General features: G+C 70.1%; 24 protein-coding genes and 6 pseudogenes. 14 read left to right on the forward strand and 16 right to left on the reverse strand.

The features are described from left to right. Window positions 1-129 precede the first annotated feature (129 nt). From ACWC5O_RS09150 to xseA, 3 genes are all read right to left on the reverse strand, one after another. Complete coding sequence (locus ACWC5O_RS09150) at window positions 130-720, reverse strand: malonic semialdehyde reductase (RefSeq protein WP_450581092.1); 591 nt, start codon at window positions 718-720, stop codon at window positions 130-132. 130 nt (window positions 721-850) lie between these two features. Then, entirely contained in the window at window positions 851-1,075 is a 225-nt protein-coding gene (locus ACWC5O_RS09155; RefSeq protein ID WP_450581091.1) for an exodeoxyribonuclease VII small subunit, read from the reverse strand. Window positions 1,076-1,091: 16 nt separating this feature from the next. Then, window positions 1,092-2,300: an exodeoxyribonuclease VII large subunit gene (gene xseA, locus ACWC5O_RS09160; protein WP_450581090.1), complete on the reverse strand. Its 1,209-nt coding sequence runs from the start codon at window positions 2,298-2,300 to the stop codon at window positions 1,092-1,094. Window positions 2,301-2,493: 193 nt separating this feature from the next. Between xseA and ACWC5O_RS09165 the strand changes: the two genes are divergently transcribed. Together ACWC5O_RS09165 and ppgK are read left to right on the forward strand one after the other, a co-directional pair. Further along, the gene (locus ACWC5O_RS09165) at window positions 2,494-3,510 is read left to right on the forward strand and encodes a 4-hydroxy-3-methylbut-2-enyl diphosphate reductase (protein WP_450581089.1); all 1,017 of its coding nucleotides are present in this window, start codon (window positions 2,494-2,496) and stop codon (window positions 3,508-3,510) included. A 52-nt stretch (window positions 3,511-3,562) separates the two neighbouring features. Continuing rightward, complete coding sequence (gene ppgK, locus ACWC5O_RS09170; protein WP_450581088.1) at window positions 3,563-4,315, forward strand: polyphosphate--glucose phosphotransferase; 753 nt, start codon at window positions 3,563-3,565, stop codon at window positions 4,313-4,315. An 11-nt stretch (window positions 4,316-4,326) separates the two neighbouring features. On the opposite strand, the gene ACWC5O_RS09175 is transcribed toward ppgK, so the two are convergent. Continuing rightward, window positions 4,327-4,875, reverse strand: a complete 549-nt coding sequence (locus ACWC5O_RS09175; protein WP_450581087.1) for a DUF6542 domain-containing protein — start codon at window positions 4,873-4,875, stop codon at window positions 4,327-4,329. Between the two features lie 181 nt (window positions 4,876-5,056). On the opposite strand from ACWC5O_RS09175, the gene ychF reads away from it, so the two are divergent. From ychF to ACWC5O_RS09195, 4 genes and pseudogenes are all read left to right on the forward strand, one after another. After that, window positions 5,057-6,145, forward strand: a complete 1,089-nt coding sequence (gene ychF, locus ACWC5O_RS09180; protein WP_450581086.1) for a redox-regulated ATPase YchF — start codon at window positions 5,057-5,059, stop codon at window positions 6,143-6,145. Window positions 6,146-6,465: 320 nt separating this feature from the next. Then, window positions 6,466-7,791: pseudogene (locus ACWC5O_RS09185) on the forward strand (AMP-binding protein); the annotation flags it as partial. 151 nt (window positions 7,792-7,942) lie between these two features. Then, window positions 7,943-8,623 carry an SDR family oxidoreductase gene (locus ACWC5O_RS09190; RefSeq protein WP_450581085.1) on the forward strand — a complete coding sequence of 227 codons (681 nt, stop codon included), beginning with the start codon at window positions 7,943-7,945 and terminating at the stop codon, window positions 8,621-8,623. A gap of 67 nt (window positions 8,624-8,690) precedes the next feature. Beyond that, window positions 8,691-9,110, forward strand: coding sequence for a hypothetical protein (locus ACWC5O_RS09195; protein WP_450780944.1), 420 nt, complete (start codon window positions 8,691-8,693; stop codon window positions 9,108-9,110). Here ACWC5O_RS09195 and ACWC5O_RS09200 read toward each other — a convergent pair. Further along, entirely contained in the window at window positions 9,025-9,333 is a 309-nt protein-coding gene (locus tag ACWC5O_RS09200; protein WP_450581084.1) for a TetR-like C-terminal domain-containing protein, read from the reverse strand. The genes ACWC5O_RS09195 and ACWC5O_RS09200 overlap by 86 nt on opposite strands. Before the next feature lie 724 nt (window positions 9,334-10,057). Here ACWC5O_RS09200 and ACWC5O_RS09205 point away from each other — a divergent pair. Continuing rightward, a complete protein-coding gene (locus ACWC5O_RS09205; protein WP_450581083.1) occupies window positions 10,058-10,231 on the forward strand; it encodes a hypothetical protein in 174 nt (57 codons plus the stop codon). 103 nt (window positions 10,232-10,334) lie between these two features. Here ACWC5O_RS09205 and ACWC5O_RS09210 read toward each other — a convergent pair whose 3' ends face one another. The 6 genes and pseudogenes from ACWC5O_RS09210 to ACWC5O_RS09235 form a co-directional block, all read right to left on the reverse strand. Beyond that, a complete protein-coding gene (locus ACWC5O_RS09210) occupies window positions 10,335-11,744 on the reverse strand; it encodes an MFS transporter (protein WP_450581082.1) in 1,410 nt (469 codons plus the stop codon). Next, window positions 11,741-12,393, reverse strand: a pseudogene (locus ACWC5O_RS09215) (TetR/AcrR family transcriptional regulator). Before ACWC5O_RS09215 ends, ACWC5O_RS09210 begins: the two are co-directional and overlap by 4 nt. Window positions 12,394-12,783: 390 nt before the next feature. Then, window positions 12,784-13,104 carry a tyrosine-type recombinase/integrase gene (locus ACWC5O_RS09220; RefSeq protein ID WP_450581107.1) on the reverse strand — a complete coding sequence of 107 codons (321 nt, stop codon included), beginning with the start codon at window positions 13,102-13,104 and terminating at the stop codon, window positions 12,784-12,786. A gap of 16 nt (window positions 13,105-13,120) precedes the next feature. Then, window positions 13,121-13,399 carry a DNA methyltransferase gene (locus ACWC5O_RS09225; protein ID WP_450581081.1) on the reverse strand — a complete coding sequence of 93 codons (279 nt, stop codon included), beginning with the start codon at window positions 13,397-13,399 and terminating at the stop codon, window positions 13,121-13,123. Between the two features lie 89 nt (window positions 13,400-13,488). Further along, a complete protein-coding gene (locus ACWC5O_RS09230; protein ID WP_450780946.1) occupies window positions 13,489-14,250 on the reverse strand; it encodes a lysophospholipid acyltransferase family protein in 762 nt (253 codons plus the stop codon). A gap of 64 nt (window positions 14,251-14,314) precedes the next feature. Further along, window positions 14,315-14,881: pseudogene (locus tag ACWC5O_RS09235) on the reverse strand (hypothetical protein); the annotation flags it as partial. A 22-nt stretch (window positions 14,882-14,903) separates the two neighbouring features. Between ACWC5O_RS09235 and ACWC5O_RS09240 the strand changes: the two are divergent. From ACWC5O_RS09240 to ACWC5O_RS09250, 3 genes and pseudogenes are all read left to right on the forward strand, one after another. After that, window positions 14,904-15,597 (forward strand): annotated as a pseudogene (locus ACWC5O_RS09240) (integrase); the annotation flags it as partial. Window positions 15,598-15,729: 132 nt separating this feature from the next. After that, window positions 15,730-15,918, forward strand: a complete 189-nt coding sequence (locus ACWC5O_RS09245) for a hypothetical protein (RefSeq protein ID WP_450581079.1) — start codon at window positions 15,730-15,732, stop codon at window positions 15,916-15,918. Window positions 15,919-15,964: 46 nt separating this feature from the next. Continuing rightward, complete coding sequence (locus tag ACWC5O_RS09250) at window positions 15,965-16,357, forward strand: FAD-dependent monooxygenase (RefSeq protein ID WP_450581078.1); 393 nt, start codon at window positions 15,965-15,967, stop codon at window positions 16,355-16,357. Between the two features lie 121 nt (window positions 16,358-16,478). Here the strand turns inward: ACWC5O_RS09250 and ACWC5O_RS09255 are convergent, their stop codons facing one another. Together ACWC5O_RS09255 and ACWC5O_RS09260 are read right to left on the reverse strand one after the other, a co-directional pair. Beyond that, window positions 16,479-17,966: an FG-GAP and VCBS repeat-containing protein gene (locus ACWC5O_RS09255; RefSeq protein WP_450581077.1), complete on the reverse strand. Its 1,488-nt coding sequence runs from the start codon at window positions 17,964-17,966 to the stop codon at window positions 16,479-16,481. 52 nt (window positions 17,967-18,018) lie between these two features. After that, window positions 18,019-19,440 (reverse strand): FG-GAP-like repeat-containing protein, encoded by a 1,422-nt coding sequence (locus tag ACWC5O_RS09260; protein WP_450581076.1) that lies wholly within the window; start codon window positions 19,438-19,440, stop codon window positions 18,019-18,021. Window positions 19,441-19,604: 164 nt separating this feature from the next. Here ACWC5O_RS09260 and ACWC5O_RS09265 point away from each other — a divergent pair. Then, window positions 19,605-19,835: pseudogene (locus ACWC5O_RS09265) on the forward strand (FAD-dependent monooxygenase); the annotation flags it as partial. A gap of 131 nt (window positions 19,836-19,966) precedes the next feature. After that, window positions 19,967-20,107, forward strand: coding sequence for a hypothetical protein (locus ACWC5O_RS09270; RefSeq protein WP_450581075.1), 141 nt, complete (start codon window positions 19,967-19,969; stop codon window positions 20,105-20,107). A gap of 79 nt (window positions 20,108-20,186) precedes the next feature. On the opposite strand, the gene ACWC5O_RS09275 is transcribed toward ACWC5O_RS09270, so the two are convergent. Both ACWC5O_RS09275 and ACWC5O_RS09280 read right to left on the reverse strand, forming a co-directional pair. Then, window positions 20,187-21,182, reverse strand: a complete 996-nt coding sequence (locus ACWC5O_RS09275) for an immunity 49 family protein (RefSeq protein ID WP_450581074.1) — start codon at window positions 21,180-21,182, stop codon at window positions 20,187-20,189. Window positions 21,183-21,210: 28 nt separating this feature from the next. Further along, window positions 21,211-22,221 carry a hypothetical protein gene (locus ACWC5O_RS09280; RefSeq protein WP_450581073.1) on the reverse strand — a complete coding sequence of 337 codons (1,011 nt, stop codon included), beginning with the start codon at window positions 22,219-22,221 and terminating at the stop codon, window positions 21,211-21,213. 36 nt (window positions 22,222-22,257) lie between these two features. On the opposite strand from ACWC5O_RS09280, the gene ACWC5O_RS09285 reads away from it, so the two are divergent. After that, entirely contained in the window at window positions 22,258-22,734 is a 477-nt protein-coding gene (locus ACWC5O_RS09285) for a hypothetical protein (RefSeq protein ID WP_450581072.1), read from the forward strand. Window positions 22,735-22,859: 125 nt separating this feature from the next. Next, a pseudogene (locus ACWC5O_RS09290) lies at window positions 22,860-22,952 on the forward strand (IS21-like element helper ATPase IstB); the annotation flags it as partial. Between the two features lie 55 nt (window positions 22,953-23,007). On the opposite strand, the gene ACWC5O_RS09295 reads toward ACWC5O_RS09290, so the two are convergent. Further along, a complete protein-coding gene (locus tag ACWC5O_RS09295) occupies window positions 23,008-23,646 on the reverse strand; it encodes an HAD family hydrolase (protein ID WP_450581071.1) in 639 nt (212 codons plus the stop codon). Window positions 23,647-23,949 lie beyond the last annotated feature (303 nt).

Below are 23,949 nucleotides of genomic sequence, written 5' to 3' on the forward strand. Positions count from 1 at the left end.
AACCTGCGGGGCCCCTGAGGCTTCCGCTCATCCCGAATCTCGAAGTCCATCGCATCCCCTGAGCTGGGGTGTTGCGACGACCACTAGAACGGAAGACGCTGCTGGGGGCCTCCTGTGCGTCCGGGCGGCTCAGACGGTCGTGACGACGTCCTCGTACGCCAGGCGCGGCGAGCGCGGGAACCAGGCGTCCGGGCCCGGCCGGCCGATGTTGACGACCATCAGCGGGGTGTGGTCGCCGTCCAGGAACTCCTTGCGGACGCCCTCGAAGTCGAGGCCGGTCATCGGGCCGGCCGCGAGGCCGGCGGCGCGGACGCCGATGATGAAGTACGCGGCCTGCAGGGCGGCGTTCAGCGCGGCGGCGCCCTCACGGGCCGGGCGCTCGCTGAAGAACACGTCCTTGGCCTGCGGGAAGTGCGGGAAGAGGGCCGGCAGCTCCTCGTGGAACTCGTTGTCCGCGGAGAGGATCGCGACCAGCGGGGCGGTGGCGGTCTTGGCCCGGTTGCCCTCGGCCATGTGCTGCACCAGGCGCTCGCGGGCTTCGGCGGAGCGGACCAGGGTGATGCGCAGCGGGCTCTGGTTGAAGGCGGTGGGGCCGTACTTGACCAGGTCGTAGATCGCCTGGACCTGCTCCTCGGTCACCGGCTCGTCGGTGAAGGTGTTCGCGGTACGGGCCTCGCGGAACAGCAGGTCCTGGGCGGCGGGGTCAAGGGCGAGAGACATGCGTGACTTCCTCGGGTGCGCGTCCGGTCCGGGGTGCGACCGGCTGACGTGCACGACCTTACGCAAGCAAAGTTCAACGTTCAACGAAAATCGGGGTGCGGTGATCCGCTTCACAGCACCCCGCTCTTGCCTACTCGCCCTCCTCCTGGGCCTCTTCCTCGGCGAGCGCCGCGTCCAGCCGGGCCCGTGCGCCCTCCAGCCAGCGCCGGCACACCTTGGCCAGCTCTTCGCCGCGCTCCCACAGCGCCAGGGACTCCTCCAGCGTCGTGCCGCCCGTCTCCAGCCGCCGCACGACCTCGATCAACTCGTCCCGCGCCTGCTCGTACGAGAGCGCCTCATCCACCTTGCTGGTCATCCACCCACCCTAGACATCAGACATCGACACGTACCGTGAACTCACCCTCGGCGACCCGTGCCCGCAGCACCTCGCCCTCCGCGACCTCCTCCGGATCGCGCACCACATGGCCGTCGGCCCTCTGCAGCACCGCGTAGCCGCGCTTGAGCGTGGCGGCGGGGGAGAGGGCCACCACGCGCGCGTGCGTGTGCGTCAGCTCCGAGTCGGCGCGGTCCAGGAGGTGGCCGAGGGTGCGCCGGCCGCGGTCCAGCAGGGAGGCCACGTGGTCGGCGCGCTCGTCGATCATCCGGTGCGGATCCTCTATCGAGGGCCGCGCCAGGGCGTGTGCCAGCCCCCGCTGCTCCCGGTCCACGAACGCCTCCACGCACCGCCGGGCCCGGTCCCGCAGCATCCGCACCCGCTCGAACTCCTCGCCGACGTCCGGTACGACCTTCTTGGCCGCGTCGGTCGGCGTGGAGGCGCGCAGGTCGGCGACGTGGTCGAGCAGCGGGTTGTCCGGCTCGTGCCCGATGGCGGACACGACGGGCGTACGGCACTCCGCCACCGCCCGTACGAGCTGCTCGTCGGAGAACGGCAGCAGGTCCTCCACGCTGCCGCCGCCCCGCGCGACGATGATCACGTCCACGTCCCCGATCGCGTCCAGCTCCTTCACGGCCTGCACGACCTGCGGGACGGCGTGCACGCCCTGCACGGGGACGTTGCGCACCTCGAAGCGGACGGCGGGCCAGCGGTGGCGGGCGTTCTCCAGCACGTCCCGCTCCGCGGCGGAGGCGCGGCCGCAGACCAGCCCGATCAGCTGCGGCAGGAAGGGCAGCGGCTTCTTGCGCTCCGGCGCGAACAGCCCCTCGGCCGCGAGCGCCTTCTTCAGCTGCTCCAGCCGGGCCAGCAGCTCGCCGACGCCGACGGGCCTTATCTCGGCGGCCCGCAGGGACAGCTGCCCGCGCGGTGCGTACCACTCCGGTTTCGCCAGGACGACGACGCGGGCGCCCTCGCCGACGATGTCGGCGACCGCGTCGAACACCTGCCGGTAGCAGGTCACGCTGACGGAGATGTCGTACGAGGGATCCCGCAGGGTCAGGAACACGACCCCGGCACCCGGCCGCCGCGACAACTGCGTGATCTGCCCCTCGACCCACACAGCCCCGAGCCGATCGATCCAGCCCCCGATCAGCCGCGAGACCTCACCGACGGGGAGCGGCGCTTCGGGCGACGTGTTCACAGCCATGCGGCGAGCGTAGTGGCCGGTACTGACATCCTGCGCAGCTGCGGGCAGCCGTGCCGCCGCTGCCCTGGGGGCCGTCCTGCGGCTGCGGGCGACACACAACCGGGTACCGCCGTGCCGGTGTCGGACATGGGGACCGGTTTTCCCCTGAAGGGGACGGGCACGCGATCTCCGGCCCGTCGAACGCACCCTTACGATGGGTCCCATGACCGCTTCGCCTGGCCGCCGTGTCCTGCTCGCCGCCCCCCGGGGCTACTGCGCCGGTGTGGACCGCGCCGTGATCGCCGTCGAGAAGGCCCTGGAACAGTACGGGGCCCCGATCTACGTCCGGCACGAGATCGTCCACAACAAGTACGTCGTGCAGACCCTGGAGAAGAAGGGCGCCATCTTCGTCGAGCGGACGGAGGAGGTGCCGCCGGGCAACATCGTGATGTTCTCGGCGCACGGCGTCGCCCCGGTCGTGCACGACGAAGCCAGGCAGGGCCGCCTCGCCACCATCGACGCGACCTGCCCGCTGGTCACCAAGGTCCACAAGGAAGCCGTCCGGTACGCCAAGGAGGACTACGACATCCTCCTGATCGGCCACGAGGGCCACGAGGAGGTCATCGGCACCTCCGGCGAGGCCCCCGACCACATCCAGCTGGTCGACGGCCCCGAGGACGTCGCCAAGGTCACGGTCCGCGACGAGTCGAAGGTCGTCTGGCTGTCCCAGACCACCCTTTCCGTGGACGAGACCATGGAGACCGTCGACGCCCTGAAGACGAAGTTCCCGGGGCTCGTCTCCCCGCCCAGCGACGACATCTGCTACGCCACGCAGAACCGTCAGCTCGCCGTGAAGCAGATGGGCGCCGAGGCCGAGCTGGTCATCGTGGTCGGCTCGCGCAACTCCTCCAACTCCAAGCGGCTGGTCGAGGTCGCCAAGCTCGCCGGCTCCCGCGCGGCCTACCTGGTGGACTTCGCCGACGAGATCGACGAGGCCTGGCTGGAGGGCGTCACCACGGTCGGTGTCACCTCCGGCGCCTCCGTCCCGGAGGTCCTGGTCGAGGAGGTCCTGCAGTGGCTCTCCGCGCGGGGCTACGGCGACGTCGAGATCGTCAAGGCGGCCGAGGAGTCGATCACCTTCTCACTGCCCAAGGAACTCCGCCGCGACCTGCGCGACGAGGCGGCGGCCCTGGTCGCCGAGCGCGGCGGATCGGGTACGTCGGACGCGTGACCGCACGGACGTCCGGGACGTGACTGTCAGTCGTCCGTCGTAACGTGGGGCCATGCAGATCTTCGGCGTGGACATCGGCGGATCCGGGATCAAGGGCGCTCCCGTGGACCTGGACAAGGGCGACCTGGCCCAGGAGCGGTGCAAAGTGCTCACCCCGCACCCGGCGACACCCGAGGGCGTGGCCGACGGGGTGAAGCAGGTCGTCGACCACTTCGGCTGGACGGGCCCGGTGGGCCTCACCTTCCCCGGAGTGGTCACCGGCGGCGCCACGGTGCGCACGGCGGCCAACGTCGACGAGAGCTGGATCGACACGGACGCGCGCGCCCTGTTCACCGCCCGGCTGGGCGGGCTGCCGGTGACCGTGGTCAACGACGCGGACGCGGCGGGCGTCGCCGAGATGCAGTTCGGCGCCGGCCAGGGCCGCAAGGGCACGGTCATCCTGCTCACCTTCGGCACCGGCATCGGCAGCGCCGTCTTCATGGACGGTGCCCTCGTGCCCAACACCGAACTGGGCCACCTGGAGCTGAACGGCCACGACGCCGAGAAGCGGGCCTCCAGCAAGGCCAAGGAGGACGGCGAGCTGAGCTGGGAGCGCTGGGCCCGCCGCGTGCAGAAGTACCTCGCGCACGTCGAGATGCTCTTCTCGCCCGAGCTGTTCATCCTCGGCGGCGGGGTGAGCCGCAAGGCGGACAAATTCCTGCACCTCATCGAAGGCGTCAAGGCCGAGATCGTGCCCGCCCAGCTGCAGAACAACGCGGGGATCGTCGGAGCGGCGATGCGCGCGGCGCACGACCACGCGGGATAACGGGGCGATGCTCAGGTGCGGCGCCTGCGGGCCCGTACCCTCAGCACCCGGCGTACGAGCACGATCACTCCCGCGACCAGCGTCCCCCCGTACAGCCAGCCCGCCTGCGTGGCGAGCCCGGTGGCCAGCCCCACCAGCCGGCCGAGCAGGCCCCCGCTGCCGTCGACGGCGGGGAAGAGACCCACGGCGAAGGCGATCGGTACGACGACGGGCGCGGTGAGCAGATCACTGCCGCGCACCCACAGGGCGGTCAGCACGCACACCGGCAGGAACAGCACCCCGTACAGCGTCAGTGACGCACCGAACAGCAGCTGGTCCAGTAAGCCGAGCAGGAACATCACGACCGTGCAGAACAGCCCCCCGCCGAGCCCGGTGAGCCGGGGGCCCGGCACCTGACCGGGGGGCACCGGCCGGGCGGTCCGTACCGGCCGCGCCCCCCGCTGCGCACCCGGCGCGGGCCTGCGCTCACCGGCCGGCCGCCGGGCCTGCGGCGGCAGCGGCGCGTGCGGTGTGCCGCGGCGTGGTCCGTCGTTCGGGGGTCGCGTCCTGTGATACTCCACTGGACCAACCTAGGTCGGTTAATGTGCCGAATCGCCCCTCAGACACGCCGATGAGGAGAGCTTGGCCGGGCGTTCGACGCTCCAGTGAGGCCGCCGCCGACGACGCCGTAGACTGGTGGATCGGCCAGTGTCTCTGGCCCCTGGCAGCCCCTGGCCCCTCTCATCTACGGGAAGTCGCAACGTGTCGCTCACGATCGGAATCGTCGGCCTGCCGAATGTCGGCAAGTCGACCCTGTTCAACGCCCTGACCAAGAACGACGTGCTGGCGGCCAACTACCCGTTCGCCACGATCGAGCCGAACGTCGGCGTGGTCGGCGTCCCCGACGCCCGCCTGGCCAAGCTGGCCTCGATCTTCGGTTCCGAGCGCATCCTTCCGGCCACGGTCGACTTCGTCGACATCGCCGGCATCGTGCGCGGCGCCTCCGAGGGCGAGGGCCTGGGCAACAAGTTCCTCGCGCACATCCGCGAGTCCGACGCGATCTGCCAGGTCATCCGCGCCTTCAAGGACGAGAACGTCGTGCACGTCGACGGCCGGGTCTCGCCCAAGGAGGACATCGAGACGATCAACACCGAGCTGATCCTCGCCGACCTCCAGACCATCGAGAAGGTCCTGCCGCGCCTTCAGAAGGAGTCGCGGATCAAGAAGGACGTCGCGCCCAAGGTCAAGGCCGTCGAGGAGGCCAAGGAGATCCTGGAGAAGGGCGACACGCTCTTCGCGCACGGCATCGTCCAGGGCACCGAGCGCAACGAACTCCTCCACGACCTGCACCTGCTCACGACGAAGCCCTTCCTCTACGTCTTCAACGTCGACGAGGACGAGCTGGTCGACGAGGACTTCAAGAACGAGCAGCGCACCCTGGTCGCCCCGGCCGAGGCGATCTTCCTGAACGCCAAGCTGGAGGCCGACCTCGCCGAGCTGGACGAGGAGGAGGCCCTGGAGCTGCTGGAGTCCGTCGGCCAGCACGAGCCGGGCCTGGCCACCCTCGCCCGCGTCGGCTTCCACACCCTCGGCCTGCAGACCTATCTGACGGCCGGTCCCAAGGAGTCCCGCGCCTGGACGATCAAGAAGGGCGCCACGGCCCCCGAAGCCGCCGGTGTGATCCACACCGACTTCCAGAAGGGCTTCATCAAGGCCGAGGTCATCTCCTTCGCCGACCTGGTGGAAACGGGCTCGGTCGCCGAGGCCCGCGCCAAGGGCAGGGCCCGCATGGAGGGCAAGGAGTACGTGATGCAGGACGGGGACGTGGTGGAGTTCCGGTTCAATGTATAGGCCACGCATTAGCGCGGATCCGGCGGATTAGCAAGTTCGCAGGTCAGGCGGGGTCGGCTCGATTTCGGGTCGGCCCCTTGGCGTACCCGTGGCTGGATTCCGGCATTCGAACCGGAACATCGACGACTCGGCTGTCACCTGCAGTGATCGCCGAAGTCGGCACAGGATCCAGCGTCGATCCAGCATGACCACCAGTCGCGCGCCCACATCGTGACATGCGGCGACACGACGCATGTCAAAGCCGCTACCGCCCGATCAACGCCCACCTCACCCACACGCACGTAGGCGGCGCTGCCCCAGTAGACCTGGGCATAGACGGCATGATCGCGATCTTCCGAGACTGGTCATGGCACCTTCGTGCTGCTGCCACCGCGAAGGCGCGGCCGCCGCGAGCGGCGGCTGCCCGGCTGTCACCGGCGTCGCAGCTCTCCCAAGAGTGTGAGGTCCCACGAAACCTTGGGCGGATTGGCTCCGGGAGACGCTGGACGCAACCGGTAGGCGCTGGACATGCGCCGCTGTCTCCTGGCGCGGGCGACTGCCTCGAAGCGGGTCACTGGCTTGTCGCTGATCCTGCGGTGCGTGAAGAGTTCGACCTCACCGTCGAGCACGCGGAAGACGGTGTCCTCGATGAACAACCCGGCGAAGCGGTGGCGTACCAACTCCCGAACTGGGCCGAGTTCGTGGAGGTCTCGCTCGCCGCACTGCGAATCGGCGCCGTCTGCTGCCCGCTCATGCCCATCCTCCGGCAGCGGGAGATGGCCTTCGCGCTGCGCCGCTCCGGCGCGCGCGTGCTGCTGATCGCGGACAGCTTCAGGAACCGGGACCACCGCCGGGAAACCGCGTCCTGGTTCGCCGAGGACCCGGCCGGCCGGGCCCAGGTCCGCCATGTGGCCGTCGTTTCGGCAGACGGGGGAGCGGTGGAACTCCCCGCCGACGGCGAGGGACTGACCTGGTCCGACTGGGGCGCCGCGACCGCCGCCACGCGCGTCGACACCGTGGCGCTCGCCGCCCGGCAGCCGGCCCCCGACGCCCTGGCGCAGTTGCTCTTCACCTCTGGGACCACCGGTGAGCCGAAGGGTGTCCTGCACCGGCACGACACCCTCGGCCATGCCGTCCGGCTGCAGGCCGAACGGCTCCGACTGGACGACCGCGACGTGGTCTTCATCCCGTCCCCGCTGGCACACCAGACGGGTTTCCTCTACGGGATGTGGTTGGCTGTCACCCTTGGGGTGCCCCAGTTGGTCCAGGCGCACTGGAACCCGCGTACCGCCCTGCAGGCGGCCGTCAAGCACGGCGCCACCTTCGTCCAGGCGGCGACGCCGTTCCTGGCCGACCTGCTCAAGGAGGTCGAGGCGGGGCGCCGGGCCCCGGAGACGCTGCAGACGGTCGTCGTGGCCGGAGCCGCGCTGCCGCGGAGCCTGGCCGAGCGGGCCACCGCCGTCCTCGGCACCAAGGTCTGCGGCGCGTTCGGCACCACGGAGACCTGCCTGGGGTCGCTCTCCGCGCCGAACGACCCACCCGAGAAGGTGTGGGGCACCGACGGCCGGGCCATGCCCGGGGTCGGGCTCAGGGTGACCGACGACACGGGACGGACGCTGCCGGCCGGGCGCGAGGGCAACTTCGAGGTCCAGTCCCCCACCAGTTTCGTGGGCTACCTGGACCGTCCCGACCTGACGGCCGAAGCCTGGACGACCGACGGCTGGTACCGCACCGGGGACCTTGCCGTCATCGATTCCGATGGCTACGTCCGGATCACCGGCCGGGTCAAGGACGTGATCAACCGGCGCCGAGAAGACCGTGGCCGAACTGGAGGAGGCAGGCGGCCGCGGCCTAGCGGTACAGGCCGACGTCGAGACGGTGGAGGGCGTGGAGAGCCTCTTCGCCACGGTGAAAAACGAGTTCGGGCGGCTCGACCACTTCGTCTCCAATGCCGCAGCCGGCGCCTTCAAGAACATCCTCGACCTGGAGCCGCACCACCTTGACCGTACCTACGCCATGAACCTGCGGCCGTTCGTGCTCGGGGCGCAGCAGGCGGTCCGGCTGATGGACTCCGGCGGGCGGATCGTGGCCCTGTCGAGCTACGGCAGCATCCGCGCCTACCCGACGTATGCCGCCCTCGGCTCGATGAAAGCCGCCATCGAGTCCTGGGTCCGGTGCATGGCCCTGGAGTTCGCCCCGTACGGCATCAATGTGAACGCCGTCAACGGCGGCCTGATCGACTCCGACTCCCTGGAGTACTTCTATGGCGTGCCGGGGATGGCAGACATGGCCACGGTGCTCGAGCGCATCCCGAAGGGACGGCCAGGCTCGGTCCAGGAGGTGGCCGACACCATCGCCTTCCTGCTCTCGCCGGGCGCCGAGTACATCACGGGCCAGACCGTGGCGGTGGACGGCGGGCTGAGCGTGGTCGCCCCGCCGTTCTTCGCCGACACCTCCGCGCCGCTCAGCCTGGGCGAGCGGCCCACAGGGGAGGCGTAGGCGCTGGAGCGCGTCTTCCGCCCACGAAGTATGCCTCCTGCGCCGCTCGGGACGGATAGGTGAAGGCATGGGCCGCAGTACGCGGTGGGCCGTACTGGCCGAGCTCCGCCGGTACGGGGCCCAGTGGCTGACCGGCGTGCGGTACCTGGCCGTGCTGACGCAGGGGGTCCTGCTGTGGGAGGCCGACGGGGCGGAGCGGCTCGTCCCGGCCGACTCGGTGGTGGTCGCGGCGGGGCAGTCACCGGTGGCCGCGCTGCGTCCGGTGCTGACCGCGGCGGGCGTCGCGCACCGATCAGCGGGCGGCGCAGCCGACGCCCGCGGCCTTAACGCGGTGCGGGCGGTGGAGGAGGGCATGCGGGCTGCGCACGCGCTGGCCGACGAGGCGGTCCGGGGCGGCGACTTCAGGAGACGCTCCGCAGCCCCTCCCACGCCGCGGTCGCCGCGGCCTCGGCGGACAGCCGGTCCGGCCTCGTCAGGCATCGGGTGATCAGGCCGACGAAGGCGCCGCCGAGATAGTGCGCGCGCAGGTCGTTCGGCAGCGCGCCTGCCAGCCGGGCATCCGCTTCGTCCATCTGTGCCGCGACCTCGTCGGCGAGCAGGTCCCGGAGACGGTTGACGAACCGTGCCGTACCGGTCGGCCCCAGCATTCGCCGGTAGAGCGTGGCGTTCGACTCCACGTGCCGGAAGAGGCCGACGAGCTCGGTGGGCATCTGATCCGGAGGGTAGGCGAGTGGGAAGCGCGCGGCCGCGCGGGCTAGCGGACCGGCGCCCACCGGCCGCGTACTCATCGGCCCCGTACTCATCGGCCACGTGCCCATCGGCCGCTTCCCACCGGAGGCCTGCTCACCGACGCGGCCGCCTCGGTCGACCGAGGCGGCCACACACCACTCATATCCACCCGGTGCCGCCGAACAGGGGCGGCACCGACACCCACACCAACATTCATTGGGGGGGTCCACATGGACCTTGCTGTAAACGTGCTGGACGCCCAGTCGGTGATCACGGCGTTCGGACTCATGGGCATCCTGGCCATCATCTTCGTCGAGACCGGACTGCTGGTCGGCTTTTTCCTGCCCGGCGACTCGCTGCTCTTCCTCGCCGGGGTCGGTGCCTCAGGAGCGGCCGCAGAGGTCTTCGGCCGCCCCGGCTTCCACCTCTCGCTGCCCGCGCTGCTGATCGGGACGCCCGTGGCCGCGGTCTGCGGCGCACAACTCGGTCACCTGATGGGCGCGCGGCTCGGACCGAAGCTGTTCGCACGCCCCAACTCGCGGATGTTCAAGCAGGCGCGTGTCGCGCAGGCGGAGGCGTACTTCACCCGGTACGGCGCGGGGAAGGCCATCGTGCTCGCCCGCTTCGTGCCCGTCGTGCGCACCTTCCTCAACCCCGTCGCCGGAATCCTCGGCGTGCGGGGGGGGCACCTTCTTCGTGTGGAACGTGATCGGCGGAACCGTGTGGACGGTGGTGATCGTCCTGCTCGGCTACCGACTCGGCGACTCGCTCAAGGGCAGCATCGACTCCTACATGCTCCCGGCGATCGCCCTGATCATGGTCGTCTCGTTCTCGCCGGTGCCTATCGAGGTGATCCGTTCCCGCCGGACCGGTCGCTGACTTATCATCAGGCGCTTGGCCGAAGCAGATCACCCAAACCGCCCTGCGGTCGCCCGGCCCGGATTACCCGGGCCGGGCGATCTGCGTTGTGCAACCACCCGGATCAGCCCGGTACTTCCGTATCGCGGGACGCTCTCGAGGGGAGCAGCCACCCCGGCAGCGTGGCGAGGGCGGCGATCGCGGCCAGAACGAGCAGGGTGTGCCCCAGTCCGAGGGCGACGGCCGGGCTCGCGGCCGTGGCGGGTGCCCCGCCGCGGGAGGGCTTCACCACCATCATGGTTGCGGCGACGGTGATACCGAGGGTCGGGCCGATGTTCATCGCGGTCTGCTTGAGTCCGCCGACGACCCCGGCGTAGCCGGCAGGCGCATCGCCGACGACGGTGCCGGTGGCGGTGACCATCACGGTGGCGAACCCCGCGCCGAGCACGGCGAAGGCGAGACCGGTGATCCACCACGTGCCCGCCGATCCGATCCGGACCAGTCCCACGATACCGAGGGCGACGAGGAGCGTACCCGCGATCGCGCAGCGGCGTGCGCCGTACCGGCGCAACGCCCCGGCGGCGGCAGGGGCGCCGAAGACCATCAGCACGGTCATCGGAAGGACCCGCAGTCCGGCGGCGAACGGGTCGAGCCCGAGGACGTCCTGGAGGGAGAACGTGCCCACGAACAGGGCACCGAACATGCCGCTGGTGGTGAGGAGCAGGATCACCATGGACGCCGTCACTGGTACGGCCCGTAGCACGACAGGGGGCACGATCGGGTTCGTGGTGCGGCGTTCGTGCACGACGAGCGCGACCGCAAGCCCCGCGGTGGCGAGGAACCCCAGGAGCGTCGGCGCCGAGCTCCACCCGCCGCGGGGAATGGCGACGAGGGTGTGGACCATGACCGTGAGCGCGGCCGCGAGCAGGGCCGAGCCCAGCAGATCGAGCCGCTGGCGTTCGCTGCCGGACGGCGCCGGAACCCGAACGAAGAGGACGACGATCGCGATCACCATCGCGATCGGCACGTTCACCATGAACACCGCACGCCAGCCGAGATGGGTGACGAGGAAGCCGCCGAGGACCGGACCGGTGGCCGCGGCGACCCCGATCGAGCTGGTGCGGATGGCGACCGGCGTGTTGAGCCTGTCCGCCGGGTAGGCGAGTCTCAGCAGGGCGAGCGTCGCCGGTTGCAGGAGCGCGCCGAACACGCCCTGCAGGGCGCGGAGTCCGATCACCCAGCCGACTCCGGGCGCGAGCACGATGCCGCCCGAGGTGGCCCCGAAGCCCAGTACGCCGAGGAGCAGCAGCCGCGGGTGCCCGTACCGGTCGCCGAGGCGTCCGGCGATGACGAGGAGCGCGGCCACCGCGAGCATGTAGCCGGTGCTGGTCCACTGGACCTGCGCGACGCTGGCGCCGAAGTCGCGTTGCAGCCCAGGCTGCGCCACGGTCAGCACGGTTCCGTCGAGTGCGACGATCATCGCGCCGGCGACGCTGACCACGAGTGCGAGGCGCTGCCGTACGGTCGCGGTCAAGGGTTCACCAGTCCAAGGTGGGTGTCCATAGCGGCAGCGACGAGCGCGTCGAGCACACCGCTCGCGGGCGCGCCGCCGGTCCCGGCGGTGTCGAGAGCGAGTGGCAGGCTGCCCCAGGCCCACAGTTGGGCGATGCCGTGCAGATTGGACCAGAGCAGCCCGGCCGAGACGGCTGGCGGGGGCATGTCCCTCGTCGTGCCGAGGCAGAGCGCCCCCCTCTCCTCCTCGCGGTGCCGGGCGACGAGTTCGACGATGATCCCGAAGAGCGGAAGGGTCAGCTCCCGCAGCCGAGGCTGGTCCGACGCGTGCCGTTCGCTGTCGAGCAGATCGTGCCGGAGCAGGAGCTCGAACATGCCACGGCATTCCAGCGCGTACCCGACGTACGCCTTGCCGAGCGCCTCCAATTGGCCGCGCGCTGACGGAATGCCAGCTGTCACAGCGGTGAACCGGTCCTTGAGGTCCGTGAGACCTCGGCGGGCGATGGCGGGCAGCAGGGCGTGGTGAGTCGGGAAGTACCGGCGCGGCGCTCCATGCGACACCCCGGCCCGACGGGCGACTCCCGAAGCCCCAACGAGCCCGTTCCCTCGGTCATCACAAGGTCCACCCCGACATCGATCAGCCGATCCCGGAGGGAGTTCTCACGTTCCATAGACAGTGTCTACATCCTAGCCGTAGACGCTGTCTACTGATGAGCCTTGCCGGGGTGCCGGGGAGAGTCGCGTTGGGCCGGTTTGATCACGTGACGCCGGATCGAACCAGGACGCGGAGCGAGCACGGCCCCTTGGGCCAACACCGTTGCGTTTGAGCCTTGGCCGCAGCGCCGGCTACGTGGCCATCGCGTGCGGCAGCTTCCAGAGGCCTCACACACTCGCCCCTGGCCACCCGACGGCCTCCCGGGTCGGATTGGCGGGCATTCACTCCGACACCGGGCGAACGCCTCGCTGGAACGCGAGCGGCCGGTCGCTGATCTGCGGCTGCGTGCCCGTTTCGGCGAGTTCGCGAAACTCGCCGAGTAGCGAGTGGCCGAGGCCCGGAACAGTCAGCACGCTCCCGTCACCACGATGATGCCTGAACTGCTACAGCGTAGGTGAATCCGGACGGAGGGCAGCCTGCATGACGGTCCGGCAGCGGTCCCATGAGGCGGGGACGAGATCCCGTACACGTCGACCGTAGTCTTGATCGACTCATGGCCGAGCCGACGAGAGACCTCGTGGATCGGGATGCCTGCGGCGTGGGCGGTGGAGGCGAAGAACTGACGCAGGCCATGCGGTGTGCATTTCGGGCTCCCGTCCGGCTTGACGATGGCCGCGTCCTTGAGCGCCTTTTTGAAGTGGTATGCGTAGGTTGTCGCGGTGGGCATGGTGCCCTTGCCCCGCTCACGCGGCGCGAACAGCACCTCCAGACCGGACGCTGTCACAGTGCCCCGTTGCCGTAGATGCGACGGCGCCGGTGCCGGTGCCGCCTTCGTGGGTTGCGGCAGCGGCGTTGAGGCGGACGAGTTCGGCCCACTTCGGTTCGTATTCGACGCCGAGGGCGCTGCGGCCGAGGTGGATGGCTTCGACGAGGGTGGTGCCGATGCCGCACATGGGGTCGAGGACCAGGCCGCCGGGGCGGGTGTAGGTGGAGATCGCGTGGGCGGCGATCCGCAGGAGCATTTTGGCTCTCCCTCAAGGCCCGCTGCAGCCCCAACGAATGTCGTCAACCGCAACCGTCCTCACCATGAAGCCGCAATGCTGAAAAGGAATCAGTCCCCCCGAGTCGGCCGCCTCTCCTCTCGAATCTCCTCCAGCAGCGCCGTCACCGCTTCCATGATCCGTTCGCTGGCCTGGCGCAGCACCGGCACCGTGAGTTCGGCGCCGTAGAGGTCGGACAGGTCGACGGGAGGGCCCGCCGCGACGACCAGCGTGGGGCGCGGCAGCAGGCGCCGATCGCCGTTGCCATAAGGAGGAACGATCTTGTGTGAACCCCACTGCGCCACCGGGACGACCGGCGCTCCGGTGGTCAACGCCAGCCTGGCCGCGCCGGTCTTGGGCCGCCCCGGCCACAGATCGGGGTCGGTGGTGAGGGTCCCCTCCGGGTAGATGGCCACGCACTGCCCGCGTTCGAGCGCTTCGGCCGCGGCGTGCAGCGCGTCCGCCGCTCGGTGGCTGTTGCGCTCCACAGGGATCTGACCGATGGCCCGCAGGACGGCACCGATCACCGGCAAGCTGAAGAGCGAGGACTTGATCAGGAATCTGGGCGGCAAGCCGTTCTTGTACTGGAAATGCCCATAGACGAGTGGATCCACATATGACGTGTGGTTGATCACTGTGATATATCCGCCCTGACAGGGGAGATGGCGGGCACCCCGCCATTCCATTCCCTCCGCGCGACAAGACGCAAGAACCCGCGCACGATCACGGCGATGAACACATAAGTACGTCCGGGCCCACCTTCGGTTGGAGTCGACGACTGCACTTTTCTCCGCATGGACCCGTTCTACACGAGGCCCACTGTCGGCCAGCATAAAATAAGGCGGGCTTTAGCGGCACGCCCTCAGCTGGTTAATACTCCAGCCTGAGATGCGATCTTCATGGTTGCAGGGCGGCTTGGCGGCGGTAGTGGCTGCGGCAGGCTCTGGCTTGGTGGCGTCGTCGCCAGAGGGACAAGTGCAGTCGGTGTGCGAGGTCTCGGGCGGGCTGTGGGAGCAGGGCGGTGAGCAGGCGTTGGATCTCGTTGCAGGTGAGCGGGATCAGTCCGTCGGGGCTGGTTCCGTCGTCGGCGGGGGCCTGGCCTTGTCGTTCGAGGGCGGCGGTGACGGCGAGGAAGGCGTGGGCGAGCAGGGCGAGGGTGACCCAGCGGTGCCAGGAGTTCCAGAGGCGGACCTGGTGCTCGTCCAGTCCGGCCAGGGTTTTTGAACTCTGGAAGACCTCTTCCACGGTCCAGCGGGGATGGGCGGCGTAGTACTGGGGCAGCTGGCCCTGCCCGTCACCACCCCACGCACCCCGGCCAGCACGTAGCCGAGTTGCCGCCTTTCCAGGACGGCACGCAGGTGGGGGTTGTCGCCGTAGACCTCGTCGCCGGCCGCCCATGCGGCCGGGACCCGGCGTCCAGTGCACGCTCGATCATCTGCCGGCGAGCTGCGGCTTGGTCGCGAAGCCGACCCTGCGCCTGCTACCGATGAGCGACCGGGAGAAGGACGTGGAGATCCTGGCGCTTCGCCACCAGCTCGGTGTCCTCGAGCGGCAACTCGGGCCGCGGAAGGCAACGTTCGCCCCCGGGGACCGCGCTTTCCTTGCGACCCTCCTGGCCCCGCTGCCCCGCAAGGTGCTGCGCCGCCTCCGCCTGCTGGTCCGCCGGGACACCGTGCTGCGCTGGCACCGCGACCTGGCCAAGCGGCATCACGCGAACGCCTCCCGCCCGAAGCGGCCCGGACGGCCGCCCACCGCTCGCTCCATCCGACAACTGGTCCTGCGTCTGGTGCGCGAGAACCTGTCGTGGGGCTATCGGCGCGTGCACGGAGAGCTCGCCACCCTCGGCATCAAAATCGCTGCCTCCACCGTCTGGGAGATCCTCCGGCAGGAGGGCATCGATCCCGTGCCGGAACGCAGCGGAACCACCTGGGCCGACTTCCTGCGCTCCCAGGCCCGCCCTCCTCGCGATGGACTTCTTCGAGACCGTCACGTTGACCGGGCAGCGCCTGTACGTCCTCGCCGCCATCGAGCACGCCACCCGCCGCGTCCGCATCCTGGGCACCACCGCGCACCCGGCCGCGGCCTGGGTCACCCAGGCGATCAAGAACATGGCCATGGACCTGGAAGACGCCAGCACCAAGGCCAAGTTCGTCATCCGCGACCGCGACGCGAAGTACCCCGCCGGGCCGCCGACCGCAGCTCGAAGTTGACGGTGGAGCACGTGACCAGGGCCGCCTTCCCCTCCCGGTCCAGGTCGAGGACCCCTTTCGGACATCAAGAGGATCTGCCAGTACTCGATCCGTACCGACGGAGTGTGGGTCTGGCCGAGCAGCCTCGCCTACTACCTCGTCAGATACCACACGGAGCTTCCGGACGAGTTCCTGCGGCACATGGATGCTTCGGGCTGGACGGTACCGACGCTGGACGAGGCCGCCCTCGATGCCGTCATGGACCAGTTCATGCTGGAGGAGTCCCTGGACCCGGAGGAGCCCGATGCCTGAAGGCATGTGGGCGGGCAGGCGGACTGGGGCCGGTAACAGGGCTGCCGTGCGGCTGATCGACGTGGAGATCGTCGGCCGGCGCGATCGGGCGCCGCTGCGGCGCTGGAGCACCGCCCGCACCACGCTGCTCGGCGACGCGGACCACCCGATGCTGCCGCACCACGGGCAGGGCGCCAACCAGGCCGTGGAGGACGGCCTCGCGCTCGCCGTCTGCCTCGCCGAGGCGGGGCCCGGCGGCGACGGGATCGCCGCCGCGCTGGCCCGTTACGAGGCGGTGCGCCGCCCGCACACCACCCGTGTGCAACTGGGCTCGCGGGACGGCGGCGGACGCGGCCCCGGCAAGGGTGTGCGGGAGCAGGCGGCCGACGTGTCCTGGATCCTCGCGCACGACGTCGAGCAGAGCCTGCACGACGAGATGTCCGGCGACAACGCCGCCTGACCCGCACCCGACGGACCCACCACCCCAGGGCCCCCGATGCCGTCACCGGCGCCGGGGGCCCTGGGAGTGTGGCCTCGTCAGGGCGTCCATCGTGATCACTGCCGGGCAGCGTGGGAACTCCCTAGCCGCGCCCGATCACCAGCCCGTACTCCAGGGCGCTCGTCGACGAAGGCAGCCCCAGGCTCTTCGGCGTCAGAGCCCTGGAACCCGTCGCCGTCGTGCCCTGCGCGGTGCCCGGGAGGAGCCAGACGCCGCCCTGGGCGGAGTTCTCGCCGGGAGCGCCTGTCGCGAGGTCCGCGTAGCCGTCGGCGTCGTAGTCCTGAAGGCGGACCGATGCGCCGAACCGGTCGCTCGTCTCCGCGGTGCCCGGGACGCCGCTGCTGTTCTGGGTGAAGCCGACGCTCGTCGCCGTACCGCCGGAGGACAGCAGGCCGGTGGCGGTGCCGTGGACGAGGACCACCGTGCCCGCGTTCTGCTGCGAGCCGACCGCCTCGTACGCGTCGCCGATGGCGAGGTCGGCGTAGCCGTCGCCGTCGATGTCGCCCGCGGCGAGCGCTGCGCCGAGGCGGTCCTCGGGCTCGGCGGTGCCGGCGATGCCCGGAGTGTCCTGCTGGATCTCCTGGGTGCGGGCGCCGAAGCCGTCGGACTTCGAGCCGTACGCCACCTTCACCAGCCCGCCCTTGAACACCTCGGCACGCCCCGTGGAGTAGTCCGCGCAGTCCGGAGCGTCGGCCTCGTAGTTCGGGTAGCAGGAGCCGAGTGCCAGGTCGTCCGTGCCGTCCGCGTCGAAGTCGGCGGCGGCGAGGGAGGCGGCGGAGGCCGTGGTGCTCCACAGCTGCACCGGGGCGCCGTCCTGCCAGCGGTAGATCCGGACGAATCTGCTCTCCGTCGCCTTGATCGAGACCGCGAGGTCGTCGTCACCGTCGCCGTCGAAGTCGCCGGTGGTCAGGGCGCTCACGCCGCCGAAGTCCGCCCCGGCGATCTCCCCGCTCAGTGTGTCCGGGGAGTCGGCGGTGAGCGGGCCGGGACGCAGCACAGCGCCGCCGTGCTCCTCGCCGCTGCGGCTGAGAACCAGGTCGGTGCGGCCGTCGCCGGTCACGTCCCCGGCGGCGATCACCGCGCCGATCCGGGAGAGCCCGCTCGCACCTTGCGCGACCGTGTAGCCACCGTTGGTGAAGCCGGAGGCGGAGCCGCGCAGCACGGTGACGGTGCCGTGTTCGGCGGTCTTGTCGGCGGAGAGCGACTCGCTGGAGGCGCCCACGACCAGGTCGGCGTAGCGGTCGCCGTCGACGTCCGCGGCGGTGACCGCGGAGCCGAAGAGATCACCCGCCTCGGGGGTGCCCGGCACTCCGCTCGTGGCCTGGCTGATCCGTACGGAGCCGTACTTGCCCGGTCCGTCCGGGCCACCCCACACGACGTTCACATAGCCGGCCTTGGCCTTGTCGCCGACCTGCCCGGAGGGCACGCCCACCGCCAGGTCCGGGTAGCCGTCGCCGTTGAAGTCTCCCTGCGGCGCGGCGGCGTCGGTGGCCTGTGCGGCGGTGGGCGCGGTAACGCCCAGCAGGGTCGCAGCGCAGATCACCGTCGCGGAAAGGATCTTGTTACGCATCGTTGTCGCTTCTCCTGGTGGTACTCAAGACAATCGGTGTGAACTGGTGTGGTCAGTGGGCGAAGACATCCGCGAACTTGCGGCCCTCGACCACCGGATAGCCGAAGTCCGTCGCGTTGAAGGCGGTTGCGTACGACGTCGTCAGGCCCGAGGTCGTGCCGCGCAGCACCCACGCCGCCCCGTCGTCGTACCCCCCGGGCACCACGTCCTCGCCGAACGCGCCGATCGCCAGGTCCGCCCTGCCGTTGCCGTTGATGTCGCCCAGCCGCAGCGAGGAGCCGAAGTGGTCGCCGGCCTCGGCGGCGCCCGGAACGCCCGGCGTGGCCTGGTGGAAGGACTGGGCCCCGCTCGTGGTCAGTCCGGCCGAACTGCCCTTGAAGAGATCGATGTTGCCGACGTTTCGGTGACCGTCCACGTCCTCGTACGGGGCGCCGACCGCGATGTCCGCGTAGCCGTCGCCGGTCGCGTCGCCCACCGCGACGGCGGCGCCGAAGTCGTCGTAGTCCTCGCCGATGCCCGGCACACCGGCGCTGTCCTGGGTGTACCGGGTGCCCGTGGCGGGCAGTCCGGCGGCCTTGCCGTACCGCACGGTGAAGGAACCGCCCTTACCGATCTCCGAGTTGCCGGTGACCAGGTCGTCGTATCCGTCGCCGTTGATGTCGCCCGCCGCGACGGCTCGATCCCAGGCGGTGCCGCCCGCTCCGGTGCCGTCGGCCAGCACGGTGTAGCCGGAGCCGATGTCGCCGGAACCGCCGCGTAGGAGGCCCACGTAACCGTGGGTGGCGCCGGTGCCGTCCGCGTGGCCGCCGTGCACGACGAAGTCGCTGCCGTCGGTGGCGGAGAAGTGACCGGCGACGATCCCGTCCAGGCGTACGCCCTCGGGCAGGAACCCCGCCTCCGGTGCCAGCGCGCCGTCCTGGGTGGGCTTCCCGTCGGCGTACCACCAGAAGGTGTTGGCGCCGACGACGACCAGGTTGCCGGTGCCGTCGCCGTCGAGGTCGGCGAAGGCGGCGCCCGTCCCGAACGCGACGGCCTCGGCGTTCGGGGCGGTGAGCATGGTGCCGCCGGACGTGAACGGGTTCGCTCCGCCCCAGATGATGGTCACCGAGCCGTTCGCCTTACCCGTGATCTGCTCGTAGGGTGCGCCGACGATCAGGTCGGCGTATCCGTCGCCGTCGACGTCACCGCTGGTGACGCTCTCGCCGAACTGGTCCCCGGACTCCGAGGTCCCGGGAACGCCCGGGGTGTTCTGGGTGATGTTCACCGACCGGGCGGGGCTGACGCCGGAAGACGAGCCGAAGAGGACGGTGACCGTGCCACCGCTCGCCTTGGGCGTGCCGATGGCCAGATCGCGATACCCGTCACCGTTGAAGTCGTCCCACAGCCCGGAGGGCGCCGCAACGGCACCGGGAGCGCCCAGCTCCGCACAGGCAAGGGCGGCAGCCACCACAACGGCGAAGGTACGTATGCGCAAGGTCATGCTCCCGTCAGTGAACCGAGGCTTCAGCGACGTACGACACGCGTGGTGAACGAAGGGTTGTACACGACAAAGCACGAGGTGAACGCGCGCCATCGCCACCGCGACCGCGGTGGGCAGGCGTTCTTCCCCTCAGCTGCGGGCGGCAGTTCACCTACGGCGTGGTCGCCCCGGCACCGGAGGGCCACGCCGAGTCCTGGACCAGCGCAGCAGAGTGCGCCGACCTCGACGCCGCGCTCGAAGGCTGGGCACCGCAGGTGCGGGGGCTCGTCGAGGCGGCTCGGGACGTGCGGCGCTGGGCGCTGTACGACCGCGAGCCGCTGCGGCGCTGGAGCACCGCCCGCACCACGCTGCTGGGCGACGCGGCCCACCCGATGCCGCCCCACCACGGGCAGGGCGCCAACCAGGTCATCGAGGACGGCGTCGCACTCGCCGTCTGCCTCTCCGAGGCGGGACCCGGCGGGGACGGCGTCGCCGCCGCGCTGGCCCGTTCGAGGGGGTGCGCCGCCCGCACACCACACGCGTGCAACTGGGCTTGCGGGACGGCGGCGGCCGGGGCCCCGGCAAGGGTGTGCGGGAGCAGGCGGCCGACGTGTCGTGGATCCTCGCGCATGATGTCGAGCAGAGCCTGTACGGGGACGTGTCGGGGGACAGCGCCGCGTGACCGTTCCTTGCCCAGGGCCCCCGATGCCGTGATTGGCGTCGGGGGCCCGCACATTTCCGGCGCGTCTTCTCACCGGCGGTTACTGCTGCGGGGCGCGCATCACGGATTCGGGCAGGTAGGCGGACCGGATGCCCAGGTGCCAGCCATGCGCGAGGGAGGCGATCGCGGCCATCGCAACGGCACCTACGGGCAGCAGGCTCCGGGGGGCCGGGTCGGTGCCGACGTTCTCGCGGTGCGCCAGGAGCCGTTCTTCCAGGGCGGATTCGAAGGCAACCTGGTCGTCATCGAGCAGGACCTGCAGCAACCGCTGATCCGGCGTCAGCACGCCAGTCGCATCGAGTTGCGCGGCCGCCCGCGCACGAGCTTCGATGTCCGGCTTGCCCAGCGGGACCGGGCCGGGGACCGCACCGGGATACTGCCCCTGTACGACCGCCAGGTATGCGCACAGCGCGTCCATTTCGGCGAGGTCGGCGGGTGCCGATACCGACTCCCGCTTCGAGTAGGGGATTCCGTCACGGATGGCGGGTGCAAAGTCTTCGTGCAGCAGCGGGCCGATCACTCGGCTGCGCTCCCATATCAGGCCGCTGATCACGCACAGGGCGAAGGCCTTGATCCAGGTCCGCGCCGTGGTCGCCGGGGTGGTCGGTTCCCTGAACTCCCGGTAATAGATGTCCGCGTCGCTGAGCGTCTCGTCGACGAGAGGGAGGGGGACGTGGAAGTCGCCGTGGGGGAAGCAGCCCAAAGTCAGCTCCCCGAGAGCGCACTCCGCTGCGGTGAGCAGGACGGTGCGGGATTGCGGAGTCTCGAGGGCGGGGTCCTGAAGGGTGCGGGCGGCGGCGAGGTCGAGGAGGTCGCCGCCCATTTCCCGCAGGCCCTGACGCAGGGGCCGGCCGTTGTGGCGCATGTCGGAGCAATGGTCGACGGCCCGGCGGAACCCGCGCTGGAGGGTGTCCTCAATCCGCTGCTGTGCGACTCCGTGACATGTCACTTCCCTGATCGTCATGCACATCATCCTGGCAGTACCCACTGACAACGCAGCCCTGCGCGATGTGCGCGAACACTGCTTGAGCGCCACTTCGAGAGCCTGCGCACCCGGGTATCGATCACGCTGATGACCAACCGTTTCCGGACCACTTCTGGTTGGCAGTCACCTCACGTGCGATGCGGAGCCACTGGACTTCCCCGCCTGGCAGCGGCCAGGCCCAGGTGGGCCGTTGCGCCGTGTGCAGTTCCCGGAGACGGTGGGCGAGGGACGGGCCTGCGATGGCGGCACCATCGGGAACGGCGGCGCCGTGAATGGTGCGCAGTTCGGCGAAGCGGGCCAGTTCGGACTCGTAGGAGTGCACCGCCCGTTCGGTGCCTGTGACCACCTCGTCGCTCGGTGCAGTTCGGTGCAGACTCAGCAGCGAGGGTGAGGTCGACTCCGCGATCGCTGCTGCCAGTCGCGCGTGACCGTCCAGAATCAGATGGCAGTCCAAGCCGCTGACCCACCACAACAGGACGGGCGGGAGCGTTCCGTCACGGGCCTGCTTGCGGTACGCCTTGACCCGGCCGTCGCCCGCATCGGGCATCGAGTGCAACGGGAGGATCTCCCACGAGCCGGAATGGATGAACCAGTCGATGTATCCGTCCGGATGGCCCTGGATGAGCATGGAGTTCCAGTACTCGGCCTGCGGCCGGCGGCCGTGGTTCCAGCGCAGGAGCGGGCTCTCGCACGAGAGCAGCCATCGGCCGTCGTGCAGAGGACTGCCTGGTGAATCGAGCAGATGCCCTACGAAACGGTACGCCCAACGATCCAGGTTGCCGGCCAAAGTCCGTCCCGTCTCGGCTCGCAACGGCGGGATGAGAGAGCGGTAGGCGTCAGTCCGCCAGAACTCAACTCCGCAGTGGTCCTCGTCGACAGCGGCAAGGAGCACGGGCCGCGACATTTGGGCGAGAAGCAGCCGCCGCTCGGCACTGAACAGGCACAGGCCTGGTTGGCGGCGTGTCTGTACCTCCAGGGACAGGCCCGTCCACGTGCCGTCGTCCCGAGTGATGTCTGTGCGCCGCATGCCGAGACCATAAATGGCGCACGCGGTCGACTGCGCAGTGGTTTCAGGGACGACCCTCTCCACACAGGACCCGGCGAAGAGAGGGGTGCCCGAGAGGAGGTGCGAGGTGGGGGTTACTCCTCGTCTCGACGTCAACGGCGACCTTCGCGGTGCCGGGCCCTGCGGGAGGCGCTGAAGCCGTATGCCGCGGACCTGACCGGCGTCTCCTGCATCGCGAAGGGGTCGGACTCGCTGTTCGCGGAGGTCGTGTTGGAACTCGGCGGGCACCTGGTCGCCGTCATCCCCTCACTGGACTACCGGCAGAACAAGGTCAAGCCGGATCACGTGGACACCTTCGACCGGCTCACCGAAGCCGCAGCCGAGGTCTTGGTTCTCAACAACGAGACGGCGAACCGCGCGGCGTACGAGGACGCCGACCGCACGCTGCTGCGGCGGGCTGACCGGCTCGTCGCCGTCTGGGACGGCACACCGCCGCCCGGCAAGGGCGGCGGTACGGCGGACACCGTGTTGGAAGCCCGTGACGCCGGGCTGCCCGTCGACGTCGTCTGGCCGGACGGGGCAGCCCGCCGCGGCTGATGACGCCGGGGCCCGGCATCATCGGGCGAGCCGGATGCCGCGTCTGTGGCCCGGATCGCGGACGTTGAGGACCTTCGCCTCCCACTCGACGAGCTGATAGTGGACCCCCGTCCCGCCGGCGAGGATTGACCGAGCAGGCCGTCGCCATCGCCATTGACACCGCCTGCCGCCTGCTGCGGCTGCCGTCGATCCGCCACGAGATGGCCGAGCACGCCGAAGCCGGGTGACCAACCTGCCCCACCGCCTGGCCGGCAGCCACCGGCCAGGCCGCCGTCATCCGAGCGGGACGCGCCCTGGAACCAAGGGCCCGGCGTCCAGATGAGCTGCGATGCGCGTGATGGTCCTGGCGTTGTCCTCGAACAGATGCGCTTGCATGCCAGCCGCCTGAGCGGCCTCAACGTTGACCGCGACATCGTCGATGAAGAGACAGCTCTCCGGCCGTACGTCCAAGCCGGCGCAAGCAGCCTCGAAGGCACGCAGGTCAGGCTTGCCGACACCGATCTCGTGCGAGTAGACGATCTGCTCCACCAGTTCGTCGAAGTGGTACAGCGCCGTCTCCCGCTCCCGGGCACCAACGAAGCTGTTGCTCAGGATGCCCAGCCTGCAGCTTCCGCGCAGCCCTCGCACACAGGCGATGAGTTCCGCGTTCGGCGTCCCCAGATATTCCGCCCAGAGATCAGCCATGAAGGCTTCAACCTGGAGCGCGTCGAGACCCAAGCGCGCCGCCACCTGCTCGTGCACCTCTCGTTCGCTGATGCTCCCGATGCTTCCAGCCCGCCACACGTCCCGCATCCGCTCATGGACAGTGCCCAGCGGCAGCTCCAGCCGCTCTTCCCACCGTCGCACCCATCCAGTTTTCGGCGTGATCTCCAGCACGCCGCCTATATCGAGAATGACGCAAGTCGCGGTCACGCGAACTCCCCACTTCGTCCTGCCCGGCAGGCGAGCACGCACCGCCCGCTCATGTGATCGATGGAGACACTGTTGCCCTTCCCGCTGGGGCAAGGTCAAGCGATCTTGGAACCTTGCCCCGGGCCGGACGCTGACGTCAGAACTCGTCAACAAGCGCTGTCGAAGAAGGGCTCTGGTCCACTTCGTGTGGTCGCGTACGCAGGGTGAGTGTTGATCTTCGCCTAATGGTGGTTCTAGTGGTCGTAGGCGGCCGGTGCGCGCATGACAGGCTGGCGCGGTGGCTGATGAGCAGGAGCGGGTGCA

The sequence above is a fragment of the Streptomyces sp. NPDC001450 genome, assembly GCF_053597295.1.